A 15,244-nucleotide genomic window follows, 5' to 3' on the forward strand; every position below is an offset into this window, starting at 1 on the left:
GGACGGCTGCCCGTCCTCCCGCCGCCTCACTTCGGGAGCCGGCGGCGGGCCCGCCAGACCAGGAAGAGCGCACTGGCCACTGCCGCCCCGCGGAGTACCCAGGGGTAGGCGTCCACCAGGACGTCACCGACCGCGCCCTCCGGGACCGGGTCCCCCCAGCGGTCATCGAGCCGTCCCCAGAGCCAGACCAGGCCGCCGCCGGCGACGAGGCCGGGCATCCCCAGCAGCGCCCACTGCGCCTCGGTCCGGCTGAGCCGCGGCGACCACCAGGCGAGCACCCAGCCCAGACCGAGCGCCGGCAGCGAGCCCAGAGCCGCGCCGGCGATCAGGACGAGCGCCGAGACGAGTTCCACGAGTCCGCCGACCCGTGCGGCGCCCGCTGCCCGGCCACCGCCTCCGGGACGGAACCGGCCGGCCAGCCGGGCGCGGGCCGCGGCGGCACCTCGCGGAGCGGGCTTGGCCGGCTGCACGGCCGTCTGCTCGGCCCCGGCCGGTTCGCCCCTCCCCCTGCCCCCTGGGCCTTCCGGAACCCCTGGCACCGGAGAGGCGCCGGGCGACTCGCGCCCGGGGACGCCGGGGGCCCCGCGTCCGGGACCGGGCTGGCTGGGGATGGGGCTGCCACCCGGGGGCGGTTTGAGCATCTCGGGCAGCTCGATCCCACCGGTGAAGCCGCCGACCTCACCGCCGACGGTGCTCCGGGGGAAAGGACTGGTGTCCCCCTGCCACCAGTTCGGATCGGTCTCGGCGGGCGTGAGGTCGCCGAGACCGGCCAGGTGCGGGGGCGGGGCGGCGCCCTCAGGGGCGGCGCGCGGCCGGGCGGGGCCGTCGGACGGCTCCCGGGAGTCCGGTACGGAGGGGTGGTCGCCGACGGCCGCGGACGCCACGACCGCCTCCGGGTCCCCGATCCGCTTGAGGATCTTCTTCACCCCGGCGGCCGTCTGGGCGGCGGGGCCCTCCGCCGCGCGCTGCCGGTCGATGCCCGTGCGCAGCGCCCCGACCAGCCGGGCGCGCTCGGCCGCCGTCATCGACGTGCGGTGCGCCAGATCCCCGACTCGGCTCAGGTAGTCGAACACCAACTGCTCGCTCTCGATCCCCACGCCACGACCGTACCGTGCGCCGCCCGGTACCGTGGGAGGGATGACCAGCGAGACCGGCTCCCCGCGGACGCTCGCCGACGAGCTTCGCTCACGGCCCGACCAGGCACTCGCCGAGCTGCTGCGCCTGCGCCCGGACCTTCTCTCCCCCGTTCCCGGCGACCTCACCCAGCTCGCCACCCGTGCGGGGACCCGGGCCTCCGTGGTCCGCGCGGTGGAACGGCTGGACCGGTTCGCCCTCCAGACCGCCCAAGCCCTGGCCGTGGCGCCCGACCCCTGCGACCTGGCGGACCTGGCCGGGCTGCTCCCCGGTGGGGAGGCGGAACTGCCGCGCACCGTGGGCGTGTTGCGCGCCCAGGCGCTGGTGTGGGGCGGCGACGGACGGCTGCGTCTGGTGCGCGTCGCGCGGGAACTGCTGACCCCCTCCGCGTCCGTCGCCTCGCCGACCGGCCTGGGCCCCTCGCTGGCCGAGGCGACGGCCGGCAGCTCTCCCGGGCGGCTCCAGGAACTGCTCGGCCACTGCGGTCTGCCCGCCACCCACGACCCGGTGAGCGCGCTGGACGCGCTCACCGAACTCTTCACCGACCGCAAGCGGCTGGCGGCGCTGCTCGACGAGGCGCCCACCGAGGCGCGCGCGATGCTCGACAAGCTGGTGTGGGGCCCGCCCTACGGCACCGTCGCCGCCGTGGACCCCACGGCGGACGGCGGGCCTGCCGAGCGGACGGGCCCGGCCGGGGACATCGCCTCGCCCCCGGTGCGCTGGCTGCTGGGGCGCGGACTGCTGCTGCCCGCCGGGCGTCGCGAACCGGTCGCCCCGCGCGAGAGCACCGCCGCGCGAGAGGCCACCGGCGAGCGCCGGGGTCGACCGGGCGCGGCGCGGGAGGCCTCGCCCGCGGCAGCACGCCACCGGACGGTGGTGCTGCCCCGCGAGGTGGCCCTGCACCTGCGCGACGGACGGGCACACCGCGCGCTGGAACCGGTCCCGCCCCAGGTCGGGGCGCGGGCCGCGCATCCGGCCGCTGCCGTGGACGCGACGGCCGCCGGGCAGGCGTTCACCGCCGTCGGCACGGTGGAGGAGCTGCTCAAGGAGTGGGAACGGGCCGCCCCCGCGGTGCTGCGGGCGGGCGGTCTGGGCGTGCGGGACCTGCGCCGGACCGCCGCGGCCGTGGACCTGCCCGAGTCCGTCACCGCGTTCTGGATCGAACTCGTGCACGCCGCCGGCCTGCTGGCCTCCGACGGGGAGACCGACGAGCGGTACGCGCCGACCCCGGTGTACGACGAGTGGCTCGACGAAGCGCCGGAGGCGCGGTGGGCGGTGCTGGTGGCCGCCTGGCTGCCGACGTCCCGGGTACCGGGTCTGGTCGGCGCCCGGGACGCGAAGGGCCGGACGCTCGCCGCGCTCGGGCCGGGGCTGGACCGGACGGCCGCCCCGGGCCTGCGGCTGCGCGTGCTGGAGCTGCTGGCCGGTCTTCCGCAGGGCGCGGTGCCGGAGCCCGGGGCCGTCCCGGCGCGGCTGCGCTGGGAGCGCCCGCTCCGCGCGGGCGACGAACTGCACGCCCGGCTCTGCGAACAGGTCGCCGTGGAGGCGGAGGCGCTGGGCGTCACGGGCCGCGGTGCGCTCGCCTCCTACGCCCGCGCCCTGCTCCCGGCACCGGCGGACGGCCCGTCGGCGGGCACGGACGGCGCGTCGACGAGCACGGACGGCACCGCACCGGGCGCTATCGCCACGGTCGGCGCGTCCACCGGCACGGGCGGTGCGGGGCTGCTCGCGGCGGTCGGCCGGTCCGCCGAGCGGCTGGCCCCGTTGCTGCCCGAACCGCTCGACCACGTCCTGCTCCAGGCCGACCTCACGGCCGTGGCGCCCGGGCCGCTGCGCCGGCCGCTCGCGGACGCGCTCGGCGTGCTCGCCGACGTGGAGTCCAAGGGCGGCGCGACGGTCTACCGGTTCACCGCGGACTCGGTGCGCCGGGCGCTGGACGCCGGGCGCGGAGCGGTCGAGCTGCACGACTTCCTCGCCACGCACTCCCGTACACCGGTGCCGCAGCCCCTGACCTATCTGATCGACGACGTGGCACGGCGGCACGGCCGGTTGCGGGTGGGGGCAGCGTCCTCCTACGTGCGCTGCGACGACGACGCACTGCTCACGGAGATCCGGGCCGACCGCCGGTCGGCCGGACTGCGGCTGCGGATGCTCGCCCCGACGGTGCTCGCCTCACCCGCCGCACCGGACCAACTGCTGGCGACCCTGCGCGAGATGGGGTACGCGCCGGCCGCGGAGTCGGCGGACGGCGCGGTGCTGGTCGCCCGGCCGGAGGCACCGCGCACTCCGCCGCGCCGACCGCCGGAACCGGTCCCGGACGGGCCGCCCCGGCCGGACGGGGCCCTGCTGGCCGGGGCGGTCCGGGCGATCCGGGCGGGCGACCTGGCGGCGGTGGCGCCGCACCGGCCGAAGGCACCGCGCAACACCCCGGACGGCGGCCTGCCACGCACCGCCTCGGCGGAGACGCTGGCGACCATGCAGTCCGCCGTGCTCACCGGCGAGGCGGTGTGGATCGGCTACGTCAACGCCGACGGCGCGGCCAGCCAGCGGGTGATCGCGCCGGTGCGCGTCGAGGGCGGCTTCGTGACGGCGTACGACCACACCGCCGACGAGGTCCGCACCTACCCGCTGCACCGGATCACCGGCGTCGCCGAGCTCGCCGAGGGCTGAGCGGGCGCCCGGTGGCATCGGTAGCCTTCCGGGCCCGCGGCCGGCGAGGGCGCCGGCCGGAACGCTCCAGGAGGCACCGATGGCAGCCGGGCACGGCGCAACGCCCGAGCGGGCCGGCGGAGACCCGCGTCCGTCTGAAGGAGGGCGGACACGCGGTCGTCACCCTGGCGGCCGTGGCCGTGGCCGCGCTGCGCACGCCCGGGGACGCGCGGCACGAGGTCCTCGCGGTGGTCGGTGGGAAGGACGTCGGCGCGATCGCGCTGGTCCGCAGCGCTCTGGGCGGCCGGGACCCGTGGAACGCCGACGTCGCCGAGATCGCGCTGCGGGAGCTGGGCTCCAGCATCCTGGTGCGGCGCAGGTTCGACAACACCACCGGCGAGCCGATCCGGCTGCTCCGGGAGCAGATCAACCACTCCTCGTTCTGATCCGTTCCCGGCCGTCCGCTCCCCCGGCCTATCCCGGCGGCGGGGCCCGGCAGCGGGGCCCGCCCGTGGGCCGGTCCCCGCCGCGGTGCGGCGCAGTAGACTGGCGTGTTTCGTGTGGCGGCCAAAGAGCGACGCCCAGAGCCGGTCCGGTGCGGTCCCAATCGGTCCGATCCGGTGCGATCGAAGAGTGTGGAGGTGTGTGTGTCCTGTCTCATCGTGCAGAGCGACAAGACCCTGCTGCTGGAGGTCGACCACGAGGAGGCCGACGCCTGCCGCCGGGCGATCGCCCCGTTCGCCGAGCTGGAGCGCGCCCCCGAGCACATCCACACCTACCGGGTCACCCCGCTGGGGCTGTGGAACGCGCGGGCGGCGGGCCACGACGCGGAGCAGGTGGTGGACGCACTGGTGGCGTACTCCCGCTACCCGGTGCCGCACGCGCTGCTGGTGGACGTCGCGGAGACGATGGCGCGGTACGGCCGGCTGACCATCTCCAAGCACCCCACCCACGGGCTGGTGCTGACCAGCACCGACCGGCCGGTGCTGGAGGAGGTCCTGCGCTCCAAACGGATCAGGCCGCTCGTCGGTGAGCGGCTCGACGCGGACAGCGTGGCCGTCCACCCCTCGGAGCGGGGACAGATCAAGCAGGTGCTGCTGAAGCTGGGCTGGCCGGCCGAGGACCTGGCCGGCTACGTGGACGGCGAGGCGCACCGGATCGACCTCGACGAACGCGAGTGGTCACTGCGCCCCTACCAGCAGCAGGCGGTGGAGGGCTTCTGGCACGGCGGATCCGGGGTGGTCGTGCTGCCCTGCGGCGCCGGCAAGACCCTGGTCGGCGCGGGCGCGATGGCACGGGCGAAGGCCACCACGCTGATCCTGGTCACCAACACCGTGTCGGCCCGGCAGTGGAAGCACGAGCTGGTCCGCCGGACCTCGCTCACCGAGGACGAGATCGGCGAGTACAGCGGGACCCGCAAGGAGATCCGGCCGGTCACCATCGCCACGTACCAGGTGCTGACGACCAGGCGGAAGGGCGTCTACCAGCACCTGGAGCTGTTCGACTCCCGGGACTGGGGTCTCGTCGTCTACGACGAGGTGCACCTGCTGCCCGCCCCGGTGTTCAAGTTCACCGCCGACCTCCAGGCCAGGCGGCGCCTCGGGCTGACCGCCACCCTCGTCCGCGAGGACGGACGCGAGTCGGACGTGTTCTCGCTGATCGGCCCCAAGCGGTTCGACGCCCCGTGGAAGGAGATCGAAGCGCAGGGGTACATCGCCCCGGCCGACTGCGTCGAGGTGCGGGTCAACCTGACCGACTCCGAGCGGCTGGCCTACGCGACGGCGGAGACCGAGGAGAAGTACCGCTTCTGCGCGACGACCGCCTCCAAGCAGCGGGTGACCGAGGCCCTGGTCAGGCGGCACGCGGGCGACCAGACGCTCGTGATCGGCCAGTACATCGACCAGTTGGACGAGCTGGGCGAGCACCTGGACGCGCCCGTCATCAAGGGCGACACCGGCAACGCCAAGCGCGAGAAGCTCTTCGAGGCGTTCCGGGCCGGCGAGTTGTCGGTCCTCGTGGTGTCCAAGGTGGCCAACTTCTCCATCGACCTTCCGGAGGCGACCGTCGCCATCCAGGTCTCGGGCACCTTCGGCTCCCGGCAGGAGGAAGCGCAGCGGCTCGGCCGGGTGCTCCGCCCCAAGGCCGACGGGCACGAGGCACGCTTCTACTCGGTGGTCGCCCGCGACACCGTGGACCAGGACTTCGCCGCCCACCGGCAGCGCTTCCTGGCCGAGCAGGGCTACGCCTACCGGATCGTGGACGCCGACGAACTGCTCGCGGACGACGGGTCCTGATCGCCGCCACCCGCACCGCCGCCACCGCCCGCGCAAGCCGCCCGCACCGGCGCGCTGACCCGGACCGCCGCTGACCGTCTGCGCGAGTGCCGCCGTCAGTCGGCGGCGAGCTCCGGGGGCAGGTCGGCGGCGTGCAGGACGGTGAGCCCGGAGACGGCCCGGGTCAGCGCGACGTACAGCCGGCGCAGGCCGGTGCGCCGGTCGGGCTCCCCGGCGACCACCGCCGCCGGTTCGTCGAGCACCACGTGGTCGTACTCCAGTCCCTTGGCGAGCGTCGCCGGGACGAGGGTCAGCCGGGCGTCGGCGCTCGTCTCCTCCCCGGGTGCCAGGTGGGCGATCCCGGCGGCGGTGAGGGCGGCGGAGAGGACCGGCACACGGATGTCGGCGGCGATCAGACCGATGGAGCCCTCCCGCTCCAGAGCCTGCCGGCAGCCGTCCACCACGGCGTCGTCCAGCCCCCGGGCGGCCGCCCGGCGCACGGCGAAGTCGCCCGCCGACTCGCGTACCGAGGTGGCCGCGGCCAGGCCGGGGGCGATTGCCGGCAGCAGCCGGGAGGCGTAGGCGATCACCTGGCGGGGGACGCGGAAGCCGCGGGTCAGCTCCTCCAGCACGGCCTCGGACTTGCCCAGGTGGTGCAGTGCCTCCTCCCAGCTCCCGGTGGCCCAGGGCGTGGTGCCCTGGGCCAGGTCGCCGAGGACGGTCGCGGAACCGGTGCTGCACCGGCGGCCGACCGCCCGGTACTGCATCGGCGAGAGGTCCTGCGCCTCGTCGAGCACCACGTGCCCGAGCGAGGGCGTGCGCGCGACCAGGTCCCGGGCCTCGTCGATCAGGACGGCGTCGGCCGGGGACCAGCGGGCGGACCGGACACCGCGTACCGGTTTCGGCCACCGCAGGGCTTGCTGCTCCTCGTCGGTGAACAGGCCGTCGGCGTGCTCGGCGAGGAACGCGGCGTCGCCGAGCAGCCGGAGCACCAGCTTCGCCGGGTCCACGGCGGGCCAGGCCGCCTTGACCGCGGCCTTCACGGCCGGGTTGCGGGCCACCGCGTCCTGCACCCGGTCGTCCGGTGCCTCGCCGGCCTGCTCCATCCGCACCAGGACCGCGTGCGCGATCCGCCGCGGCAGCGCCTCCCGCGCGGCGCCGTAGCGGATGCGGCGGGCCAGCAGCTCCTCGATCATCTCCGCGGTCTCGTGCGCCGGGACCCGCCAGCGCCGTGAGCCGCGGACGACCACGCACGCCTCGGTGGGCGCGGTCACCCCGGACCGGACGGCCCGGCACAGCACCTCCGCCATCCGTGCGTCGCCCTTGAGCCGCGCCGCGTGCGGGCCGTCGGTACCGCGCACCTCGACGTGGCCCACCAGTTCGTCCACGGTGGACTGCGCCACCCGCATCTCGCCGAGAGCGGGCAGCACCTGTTCGATGTAGTGCAGGAAGGACCGGTTGGGACCGATCACCAGGGTGCCGGTGCGGGCGAGACGCTCCCGGTGCGCGTAGAGCAGGTACGCGACGCGGTGCAGCCCGACGGCCGTCTTGCCGGTGCCCGGCGCCCCCTGCACGCAGACGGTTCCCTCCACCCCGGCGCGGACGATCTCGTCCTGCTCCGGCTGGATGGTGGCGACGATGTCCCGCATCGGTCCGACACGCGGCCGTTCGATCTCGCGCTGGAGCAGGGCGCTGGTGCGCTCGGCCTCGACCTGGTCGGTGAGCCGCTCGTCCTCGTAGGCGGTGAGGTCGCCGCCGGTGTAGCCGAAGCGGCGGCGCAGGGCCACGCCCTGCGGATCGCGGCGGGACGCCCGGTAGAACGGCTGCGAGACCGGAGCGCGCCAGTCGATCACCATCGGGTCGCCGTCCGCGTCGTGCACGTGTCGGCGGCCGATGTAGAAGCGGCCGGCGCGCTCGTCGTCGCCGGGTTCCCCGTCGTCCCCTCCGTCTCCGCCGTTCCCTCCGGGGGCCGCCGGGTCGGGGGCGTGGTCGAGGCGGCCGAAGAAGAGCGGGGTGTGCGCGAGGTCCGCCAGCGAGGTGATCCGGTCCTCCAGCCCGGCGCGGAGCACCTCGGCGTTGACCCAGTTCGCGGTGACGTCGCGGATGTCGAGGGCCTCCGCGTCGGCGCGCATGGCCCGCAGCGCGGTCCGGGAGGCAGCGAGGTGCGCCCGCTCCCGCTCCAGCGGATCATCGGATTCCGCGGGCCCGGACGGGGCGGGGGACGCGGCCGCTGCGGAGGGCGCGGGTCCCCCGGCCGGTCCTGCGGAGCCGGGCGGTCCCGGGGGTCCGGGCGGTGCGGGACGACCGCCGGAGTGCGGTTCGGCGCTGCGCACCGCAAGGCGGCGGTCGTCGGAGCGGGCAGGGGCGGACACGGTTCGGCCTCCGGAGTACGGGTTCGCGAGGGGGCCGACCGATTCCCGTCCGGTCGGAGTCCTCCCGGGGTCCGTCGGGACCGGCAGGAGGCAGACGCGCGATGTTACCGGCGCGGGCGCACGGGGGCGAACCCTTTTCCCGCACACCGCCGGGAGGCGCCGGCGGTCCCGGACCCGCCGCCGCCGGGGCCCGAGCGGCACCGGGCCCCGGGAAGCACCGGACCGACCCGTAGGGGTAGCGGCACCCGAGGGGTGACACGGCGGCCGGCAGGGATCGGTCGTCGGACCGATGTGCGACGCCGCCCGAAGAGCGAACCTGGAGGCATGACCAGCGCATCGTTCACCCCCGCAATGAGCGGTCGGAGCCACGGCGCGACCGCGGTCGGCACCGCCGACTCCCACCCCCGACACCGGCTGGGCAGCACCCTGCGTGCCGTCCGGGTCTTCGCCCGCACCGCGTTCGGCGTCGCCGTCCTGGGCCGTACCGACGAGCAGACGCGGGAGGCCGCCGGCATCCGGGGCCGCCGGTGCTGAACCGCACCCCCTCGCCGGTTCCGCACCGGCGTCCCGGACTCCGCGTCCCGGACTCCGCGTCCCGGACTCCGCCCCGGCTCCGCGCCACAGCACCCGTGCCGGGCACCCGGAACCGCGTGTGCCGCCTCCACCCGGAGACCTGCCCCGCGGGACGGGCCGGGCGGCCCGTCCGGGTGCGGTCAGTCCGCGTCGAGCGCCGTGCGCCAGCGGCGGACCGCTGCCGCGTCCACCGGCGCGCCCCAGCCCGTGGGACGGGCCGCGCCGCCGATGTGGAAGGCGTCCAGCCCGGCAGCCCGCAGTTCCACGAGGTGCTCCAGCCGCAGGCCGCCGCCGACGAGGATGCGCGGCCGGTAGCCCGGCTCTCCCGCGGCCGTCCGCGCCGCCTCCTCGCGCAGTACCGGGAGGCCGTCGTCCACGCCGGTCGCCGCGCCGGCCGTCAGATACGTGTCCAGCCCCTCGGTGTCGGCGAGGGACTTGCGGAGCGAGGCGCGGTCGACCGCCCGGTCGAGGGCCCGGTGGAAGGTCCAGCGGGCACCGGCCACGACCTCCAGCAGCGCGCCGACGGCGTGCAGGTCGGGTCGTCCGGTGTCGTCGAGGAAGCCGAGGACGAACTCGTCGGCGCCCTCGGCCCGCAGCAACTGGGCCTGCGCCCGGAGCGAGTCCACCGTCGCGGCGTCCCCGGCGGCGAACCCGTCCGCCGCGCGCAGCATCACCCGGACCGGGAGGGAGACCGCCGCCCGCACCGCGGCGAAGGTCTCCGTGGACGGAGTCAGGCCGTCCGCCGCGATGTCGGTGACCAGTTCGAGGCGGTCGGCACCCCCTGCCTCTGCCGCGACGGCGTCCTCCACGTCGAACGCGATCACTTCAAGAATTGGTCTAGACATGTAGAAAGAGTGCCACAGCCTGCGCATCACGGGAAGATGCACCACACAATTGTCACCATGGCTGACGACACAACCGACCACGCCGCCCTGCTCTCCCGATGGAACAGCCTCCTCGTCCGGGCGCGAGGCGGCGCCCAGGCCCCCGACCCCGCTCTTTACGGACGCGATCTGCTGGGGCGCTGGGCCGAACCGCAGCGCCGCTACCACACCGCCGCCCACCTGCGGTCGGTGCTGGACCGGGTGGACGAGCTGGGCGCCCACGCCTCCGACGCGGACGCCGTCCTGCTGGCCGTCTGGTTCCACGACGCGGTCTACCGACCGGACCGTAGCGAGAACGAGGAGCGCAGTGCCGCCCTCGCCGAACGCGCCCTCCCCGAGGCCGGAGTCCCCGCCGACCGCACAGCCGAGGTCGCCCGGCTCGTACGGCTGACCGTCACCCACGATCCGGCCGAGGGCGACACGAACGGCGAGGCGCTCTGCGACGCCGACCTCGCCGTGCTCGCCGGCTCCCCGACCGAGTACGCCGAGTACGCGGCTGCGGTCCGGCAGGAGTACGGCTTCCTACCGGACGAGGTCTTCCTCCCCGGCAGGGCTGCGGTCCTGCGGCAACTGCTCGACCTGCCGCAGCTCTTCCACACTCCGTACGGGGTGCGGCGCTGGGAGCACGCCGCCCGCCGCAACCTGGCCACCGAGCTGGACCTGCTGAGCGCCTGAGCCGGGTCCGTGGTCCGCGTACGCCCCGCCACCGGCACGGGTCCGGGGGGGGGCGGAACGGATGCCGGTGCCCCACGGTGCGGCCCGCTCAGGTGTGCGCACCGGCGACCGGCACGCGGGCCGCGGCCTGCCCGGCGTCCGGCATACGGGCCTCGATCAGGAAGCGGGCCGAGTGCGCGACGAAGGAACCCTCGCGACGCATCCGCGCGTCCAGTTCCTCCAGCCGGTCGCGGTACCGGTGCACGGTGAAACCGGGCACCAGCCAGATCACCTTCCGCAGGAACCAGACGACGGCCCCGATGTCGAAGAACTCCATCCGCAGCCGCTCGGACCGCAGGTCGGCGACGTCGAGCCCCGCTGCGCCGGCCGCCGCTGCCGCGTCCCCGGGCCGGCGGGCGCGCCGGCTCTCCGCGGGAAGCGGTCCGCACAGGAACTCCACCAGCTCGAAGCCGCTCTCCGGACCGACCTGCTGGGAGAAGTAGGTGCCGCCGGGGGCCAGCACCCGCGCGATCTCCGGCCAGTGGACGGCCACCGGATGCCTGCTCACCACCAGGTCGAAGGCACCGTCGGCGAAGGGCAGCGGCGGCCCGTCCGGGGTCGCCACCACCGCGACCCCGCGGGGCCGGAGCAGCGCGGTGGCCCGCGCGGCGTTCGGCGGCCACGCCTCCGTCGCCACCGTCGGCACGGGAAGTCGAGGCACCCCGAGCAGCACCTCCCCGCCGCCGGTCTGGAGGTCCAGGGCGGCAGTGGCCCGGGCCATCCGCTCGCCCAGGGCGCGCTGGTACCCCCAGGAGGGACGCTCCTCGGTGGCGCGGCCGTCGAGCCAGGAGAAGTCCCAACCCTCCATCGGAGCGGCCTCGGCATCACGGACCAGGGCGTCGAAGGTGGGTCTCATACCCCGAGCATGGCAGCCGCGGCCGCCCGCCTCACCCGGATTTCCGTGCGGCGGCCGTGGCGCGGGTCATCACCGGGCACGACCCGGCTCGGGCTGGCAGCCTGGGAGCCATGGAACTCCTCGAAGCATTCGACCGGGCGCACGCCGCATTCGACCGCCGGGTGCACGAGGTGCCGGCCGACCGATGGACGGCCCCCACCCCGTGCACCGGCTGGACCGTACGGGACCTGGTGGCGCATCTGGTGTACGAGCACCTGTGGGCGCCGCTGCTGCTGCGCGGCGCGACGACGGAGGAGGTGGGCGACCGGTTCGACGGCGACCTGCTGAGCGACGACCCCGTCGGCGCCTGGGAGCGGGCCACCGCCGACTCGGTACCCGCCTTCCACCGGCCCGGCGCACTCGACCTGTCCGTGCACACCTCCGCCGGACGGGGTTCGGCGACCGAGTACGCCTGGCAGATGACCACCGACCTCACCGTGCACGCCTGGGACCTGGCCCGCGGCAGTGGCACCGACGAACAACTCGACCCGGAGCTGGCCGCGGCCGTCCACGCCCGTGTCCTCCCGTCCGTCGACGCCCTCCAGGGCAGCGGTCTGTTCGACCCGCCGGTGCCGGTGCCCGACTCCGCTTTCGCTCAGGACCGCCTGCTGGGCCTCCTCGGCCGCCGTCCGTAACCCCCGGCCCAGCGGTCGGTCGGGAATGAAGCAGCACCTGCGCGTGTTCCCGCTGGTCGTGCCCCCTGAACCGAACGCCGCACCGGACACGCCCGCGGACGCCGGCCCGTCCCGCGCTGCCGCCCGCCCTGCCGAGCCGGACCGGCCCTCCGAGCCGGACTCCGTATCCGCGGCTCCCGCGAAGGGGGCGTCCGGTGGCCGGATGCCCCTCGCGGTCCACGTGCTCGGCCTGTCGGTGTTCGCCCTGGGCACCAGCGAGTTCATGCTCTCCGGCCTCCTCCAGCCGCTCGCCGGGGACCTGGGGGTCAGCATTCCGCGGGCGGGGCTGCTGATATCCGCCTTCGCCGTCGGCATGGTGGTGGGGGCGCCCGTGCTGGCCGCGGCGACCATCCGGCTGCCGCGCCGCACCACCCTGATCGCGCTGCTCGCCGTCTTCGGTCTGGGGCAGGTGGCCGGAGCAGTCGCCCCCACCTACGAGATCCTCTTCGCCTCCCGCGTGGTCAGCGCACTGGCCTGCGCGGGGTTCTGGGCCGTCGGCGCGGCGGTGGCCGTCTCCCTGGTACCGGTCACGTCCCGGGCCCGCGCCATGGCCGTGATGGTGGGCGGGCTCAGCGTCGCCAACGTCCTCGGCGTCCCCGCGGGCGCCTTCCTGGGCCAGCACTGGGGCTGGCGGGCGGCCTTCTGGGCGGTCGCCGCCCTCTCGGCGATCGGCCTGGTCGGCGTGGTGGCGCTGGTGCCGCGCACCCGGCCGGCGACGGGAGCGGACCGGCCGATGCTCCGCAGGGAGATCCGGATCTACGCCGACCCGCAGGTGTGGCTGGCCCTCTCCGTCACCGCGCTCAACGGCGCCGCCGTCTTCGCGGTCTTCTCCTACCTGTCCCCGCTGCTCACCGACACCGCCGGGCTGGACGAGAGCTGGGTGCCGACCGTACTCGCCCTCTTCGGCGTGGGGGCGCTCCTGGGCACGGTGCTCGGCGGCCGGTTCGCCGACGCCCACCTCTTCGGCACGATGTACATCGGCATCCTGTCCGGCACCGCTGTGCTCGTCCTGCTGGCGCTCACCGCACAGCTCCCGGCAGCGGCGATCGGGCTGTCGCTGCTGCTCGGTGTGGCGGCGTTCTTCACCGCACCCGCGCTGAACGCCCGGATGTTCGACGTGGCGCACGCCGCCCCCACTCTCGCCGGTGCCACCACCACGGCCGCGTTCAACATCGGCAACACCCTGGGCCCGTGGCTCGGCGGCCTGGTGATCAGCGCGGGCTGGGGCTACCGGAGCGTCGCCTGGACGGGGGCGCTGCTGGCCGCGCTCGCCGGGCTCGGCACGGTGGTCGCCTCGCGGACCCGGCGCACAGCGGCGACCGGCGCCGGACCGCACACCGTCCGCGCGCCGGAGCCGCCGCCCACCGCCGCCGGGCCTGCCGCCGACCCCGTCGGCACGTCCCGCTGAGCAGCCCGCCCCCGCTCACTCCCACCGAGCCTCCGCGCAGGGCCGCGCCGGGGCGCCCGCCCCGGTCCGAGTGCGCCGGTCCGTCGGCTCAGCGCCGGGGACGGCGGCCGTACGGGCGCCGGGAGCCCGGGTACGTCAGCCGCCACAGCACGCCGAGGAGCAGCACCCCGGTCGCCCACAGGAACACCACGACGGTCACCTCGACGCCCGCGCCCACCTCGCCCGCGCTCCGGCAGGGGTCCAGCTCGTCACCGGTGAGCCCGCCGCACCGCCCGGCCCCCTCCCCGACGAGGAAGGTCGCCGCGGCGACGGTCCACAGCAGCATCTAGGGCGAGCAGATGCTCATCGGAGCGGGTCCGCTCCCGCACCCAGACCACTTCCTCGGGCTTGGGGGTGAAGAAGACATGCATCCCCCGCACCGGCATCAGCCGCTTGAAGCGCGGATACGCGGTCCGTTCTACGAGGTCACGCCGCCGGTTCCCGCCCCTGGTACGAAAACGATCTCTTCGGGGCGGGACCGTACCAGGGTGATCACCAGCCGTTACGACGGCCCTGGAGAACCCCCGTGCGCACCGGCCGCACGGCCTCTGCGCTCGACACCCGTGACCGACAGCAGCAAGCAGCCCGGCCGTGACGGAAACCTGAGCAACGAGCAGGTGGCACTCCTCGTCGAGCAGTTCACCGGCCAGACCAACCGGATCGCGGACATCACCTCGATGCTCATCAAGTACGCCCAGGCCGGCGGCAAGGACTGGGAGACCTACGAACGCCTCCTGGACCACCTCGCCCGCGAGGGCATGAAACTCATCCAGTACGGCCACGGCCCGCTCCAGCCGGACCTGGAGAAAGCCGCCCGCGTACAGATCGAGCAGGCCGCCGGGACCACCGCCCGCCAGGGCGGCATGCGCGAACACCTCCACCAGCGCACTGCTGCCTCGCTCCTGGCCACCGTATGGTTCGCCGGCCAGCACCACCACGTCGAAGCCGACGACTGGCCCGACACCCTGCCCGCCACCGTCCCCGGTGCGATCCGCCAGGCCCCGGCCATCAACAACGACCCCACCATGCACACCTTCCGCGACACCGGCGCCCCCGCCGATAGCGGCCCCGCAAGCACCAGTCACCCGCTCAGGATCGGGCTGCTATCCCTTCCGGACGTATCTCGACTGACCCCCCGAAGGAGCCTGCCGACACCTACGCACCGAGTACCTGATGCCGCACCTCCGGCTTCCATTCGACGTACTCGGCCTCCACTCCGCCCTGATGACGGGCGTAGAGGAAGCGGCCGGTTGCGCTGGTTGCCTCCTCTGTGGTGATCTCGGCGCCTGCCTCGTCCAGTGCCACGCGCGCCTCGTCCAGGTCGGAGACAACCACTGTGGCCGTGGCGTGGGCATACCGAGCGCGTTCCCCGGCGGGTCCGGCGATGACCAGGAAGTCACCGATGGCGGCGAGCTCGATCTCGTCGAAGGAGAAGTGCAAGTCCGGACGCGTTCCCGTCAGGCGTTCCAGCAGGGGGAGGGTCGTGCTCAGGTCGTCGGCCCAAAGGCGGGCGTACGTCTTGAGGATCATCGTTGCTCCAGGGGTCCGCTCAGGTTGCCGTGGTTTCCAGCAGATACGGACTAACCGTAGGAGAGTATGCTCCGAACTGGAAGAACGCACCTTTCCGTG

13 protein-coding genes are annotated in these 15,244 nt (G+C 75.1%); 7 read left to right on the forward strand and 6 right to left on the reverse strand.

Features of this window, described 5'->3' with window-relative positions; genetic code table 11:
* Positions 1 to 26 precede the first annotated feature (26 nt).
* Positions 27 to 1,097: a hypothetical protein gene (locus H300_RS0114390; RefSeq protein WP_028427993.1), complete on the reverse strand. Its 1,071-nt coding sequence runs from the start codon at positions 1,095 to 1,097 to the stop codon at positions 27 to 29.
* Positions 1,098 to 1,137: 40 nt separating this feature from the next.
* Between H300_RS0114390 and H300_RS0114395 the strand changes: the two genes are divergently transcribed.
* The 3 genes from H300_RS0114395 (at position 1,138) to H300_RS0114405 (ending at position 6,077) form a co-directional block, all read left to right on the forward strand.
* Positions 1,138 to 3,804, forward strand: coding sequence for a helicase C-terminal domain-containing protein (locus tag H300_RS0114395; protein ID WP_028427994.1), 2,667 nt, complete (start codon positions 1,138 to 1,140; stop codon positions 3,802 to 3,804).
* A 173-nt stretch (positions 3,805 to 3,977) separates the two neighbouring features.
* The gene (locus H300_RS0114400; RefSeq protein ID WP_028427995.1) at positions 3,978 to 4,229 is read left to right on the forward strand and encodes a hypothetical protein; all 252 of its coding nucleotides are present in this window, start codon (positions 3,978 to 3,980) and stop codon (positions 4,227 to 4,229) included.
* Positions 4,230 to 4,430: 201 nt separating this feature from the next.
* Positions 4,431 to 6,077, forward strand: a complete 1,647-nt coding sequence (locus H300_RS0114405) for a DNA repair helicase XPB (protein WP_028427996.1) — start codon at positions 4,431 to 4,433, stop codon at positions 6,075 to 6,077.
* 95 nt (positions 6,078 to 6,172) lie between these two features.
* On the opposite strand, the gene H300_RS26905 is transcribed toward H300_RS0114405, so the two are convergent.
* Positions 6,173 to 8,188: a HelD family protein gene (locus H300_RS26905; RefSeq protein WP_486583832.1), complete on the reverse strand. Its 2,016-nt coding sequence runs from the start codon at positions 8,186 to 8,188 to the stop codon at positions 6,173 to 6,175.
* Between the two features lie 564 nt (positions 8,189 to 8,752).
* Between H300_RS26905 and H300_RS0114415 the strand changes: the two genes are divergently transcribed.
* Complete coding sequence (locus tag H300_RS0114415; RefSeq protein WP_028427997.1) at positions 8,753 to 8,962, forward strand: hypothetical protein; 210 nt, start codon at positions 8,753 to 8,755, stop codon at positions 8,960 to 8,962.
* A gap of 179 nt (positions 8,963 to 9,141) precedes the next feature.
* Here H300_RS0114415 and H300_RS0114420 read toward each other — a convergent pair whose 3' ends face one another.
* The gene (locus tag H300_RS0114420; protein ID WP_028427998.1) at positions 9,142 to 9,846 is read right to left on the reverse strand and encodes a copper homeostasis protein CutC; all 705 of its coding nucleotides are present in this window, start codon (positions 9,844 to 9,846) and stop codon (positions 9,142 to 9,144) included.
* A gap of 57 nt (positions 9,847 to 9,903) precedes the next feature.
* Between H300_RS0114420 and H300_RS0114425 the strand changes: the two genes are divergently transcribed.
* Positions 9,904 to 10,560, forward strand: a complete 657-nt coding sequence (locus tag H300_RS0114425) for a hypothetical protein (protein ID WP_028427999.1) — start codon at positions 9,904 to 9,906, stop codon at positions 10,558 to 10,560.
* 88 nt (positions 10,561 to 10,648) lie between these two features.
* On the opposite strand, the gene H300_RS26910 is transcribed toward H300_RS0114425, so the two are convergent.
* The gene (locus H300_RS26910; protein ID WP_051270050.1) at positions 10,649 to 11,455 is read right to left on the reverse strand and encodes a class I SAM-dependent methyltransferase; all 807 of its coding nucleotides are present in this window, start codon (positions 11,453 to 11,455) and stop codon (positions 10,649 to 10,651) included.
* 110 nt (positions 11,456 to 11,565) lie between these two features.
* Between H300_RS26910 and H300_RS0114435 the strand changes: the two genes are divergently transcribed.
* Positions 11,566 to 12,129: a TIGR03086 family metal-binding protein gene (locus H300_RS0114435; RefSeq protein ID WP_028428000.1), complete on the forward strand. Its 564-nt coding sequence runs from the start codon at positions 11,566 to 11,568 to the stop codon at positions 12,127 to 12,129.
* Positions 12,130 to 12,331: 202 nt separating this feature from the next.
* Positions 12,332 to 13,576 carry a Cmx/CmrA family chloramphenicol efflux MFS transporter gene (locus H300_RS26915; RefSeq protein ID WP_051270054.1) on the forward strand — a complete coding sequence of 415 codons (1,245 nt, stop codon included), beginning with the start codon at positions 12,332 to 12,334 and terminating at the stop codon, positions 13,574 to 13,576.
* 88 nt (positions 13,577 to 13,664) lie between these two features.
* On the opposite strand, the gene H300_RS0114445 is transcribed toward H300_RS26915, so the two are convergent.
* Together H300_RS0114445 and H300_RS0114450 are read right to left on the reverse strand one after the other, a co-directional pair.
* Positions 13,665 to 13,901, reverse strand: coding sequence for a hypothetical protein (locus H300_RS0114445; protein WP_028428001.1), 237 nt, complete (start codon positions 13,899 to 13,901; stop codon positions 13,665 to 13,667).
* 869 nt (positions 13,902 to 14,770) lie between these two features.
* On the reverse strand, positions 14,771 to 15,145 hold the full coding sequence (locus H300_RS0114450; protein ID WP_028428002.1) for a hypothetical protein: 375 nt from the start codon (positions 15,143 to 15,145) through the stop codon (positions 14,771 to 14,773).
* Positions 15,146 to 15,244: the final 99 nt, after the last annotated feature.

The organism is Streptomyces sp. TAA040, assembly GCF_000424845.1.

Coding starts and splice junctions, on each gene's coding strand:
- H300_RS0114395 (WP_028427994.1), top strand. CDS start 1,138: ATGACCAGCGAGACCGGCTCCCCGCGGACGCTCGCCGACGAGCTTCGC.
- H300_RS26905 (WP_486583832.1), bottom strand. CDS start 8,188: ATGCGCGCCGACGCGGAGGCCCTCGACATCCGCGACGTCACCGCGAAC.
- H300_RS0114415 (WP_028427997.1), top strand. CDS start 8,753: ATGACCAGCGCATCGTTCACCCCCGCAATGAGCGGTCGGAGCCACGGC.
- H300_RS0114420 (WP_028427998.1), bottom strand. CDS start 9,846: ATGTCTAGACCAATTCTTGAAGTGATCGCGTTCGACGTGGAGGACGCC.
- H300_RS0114425 (WP_028427999.1), top strand. CDS start 9,904: ATGGCTGACGACACAACCGACCACGCCGCCCTGCTCTCCCGATGGAAC.
- H300_RS26910 (WP_051270050.1), bottom strand. CDS start 11,455: ATGAGACCCACCTTCGACGCCCTGGTCCGTGATGCCGAGGCCGCTCCG.
- H300_RS0114435 (WP_028428000.1), top strand. CDS start 11,566: ATGGAACTCCTCGAAGCATTCGACCGGGCGCACGCCGCATTCGACCGC.
- H300_RS26915 (WP_051270054.1), top strand. CDS start 12,332: ATGCCCCTCGCGGTCCACGTGCTCGGCCTGTCGGTGTTCGCCCTGGGC.
- H300_RS0114445 (WP_028428001.1), bottom strand. CDS start 13,901: ATGCTGCTGTGGACCGTCGCCGCGGCGACCTTCCTCGTCGGGGAGGGG.
- H300_RS0114450 (WP_028428002.1), bottom strand. CDS start 15,145: ATGATCCTCAAGACGTACGCCCGCCTTTGGGCCGACGACCTGAGCACG.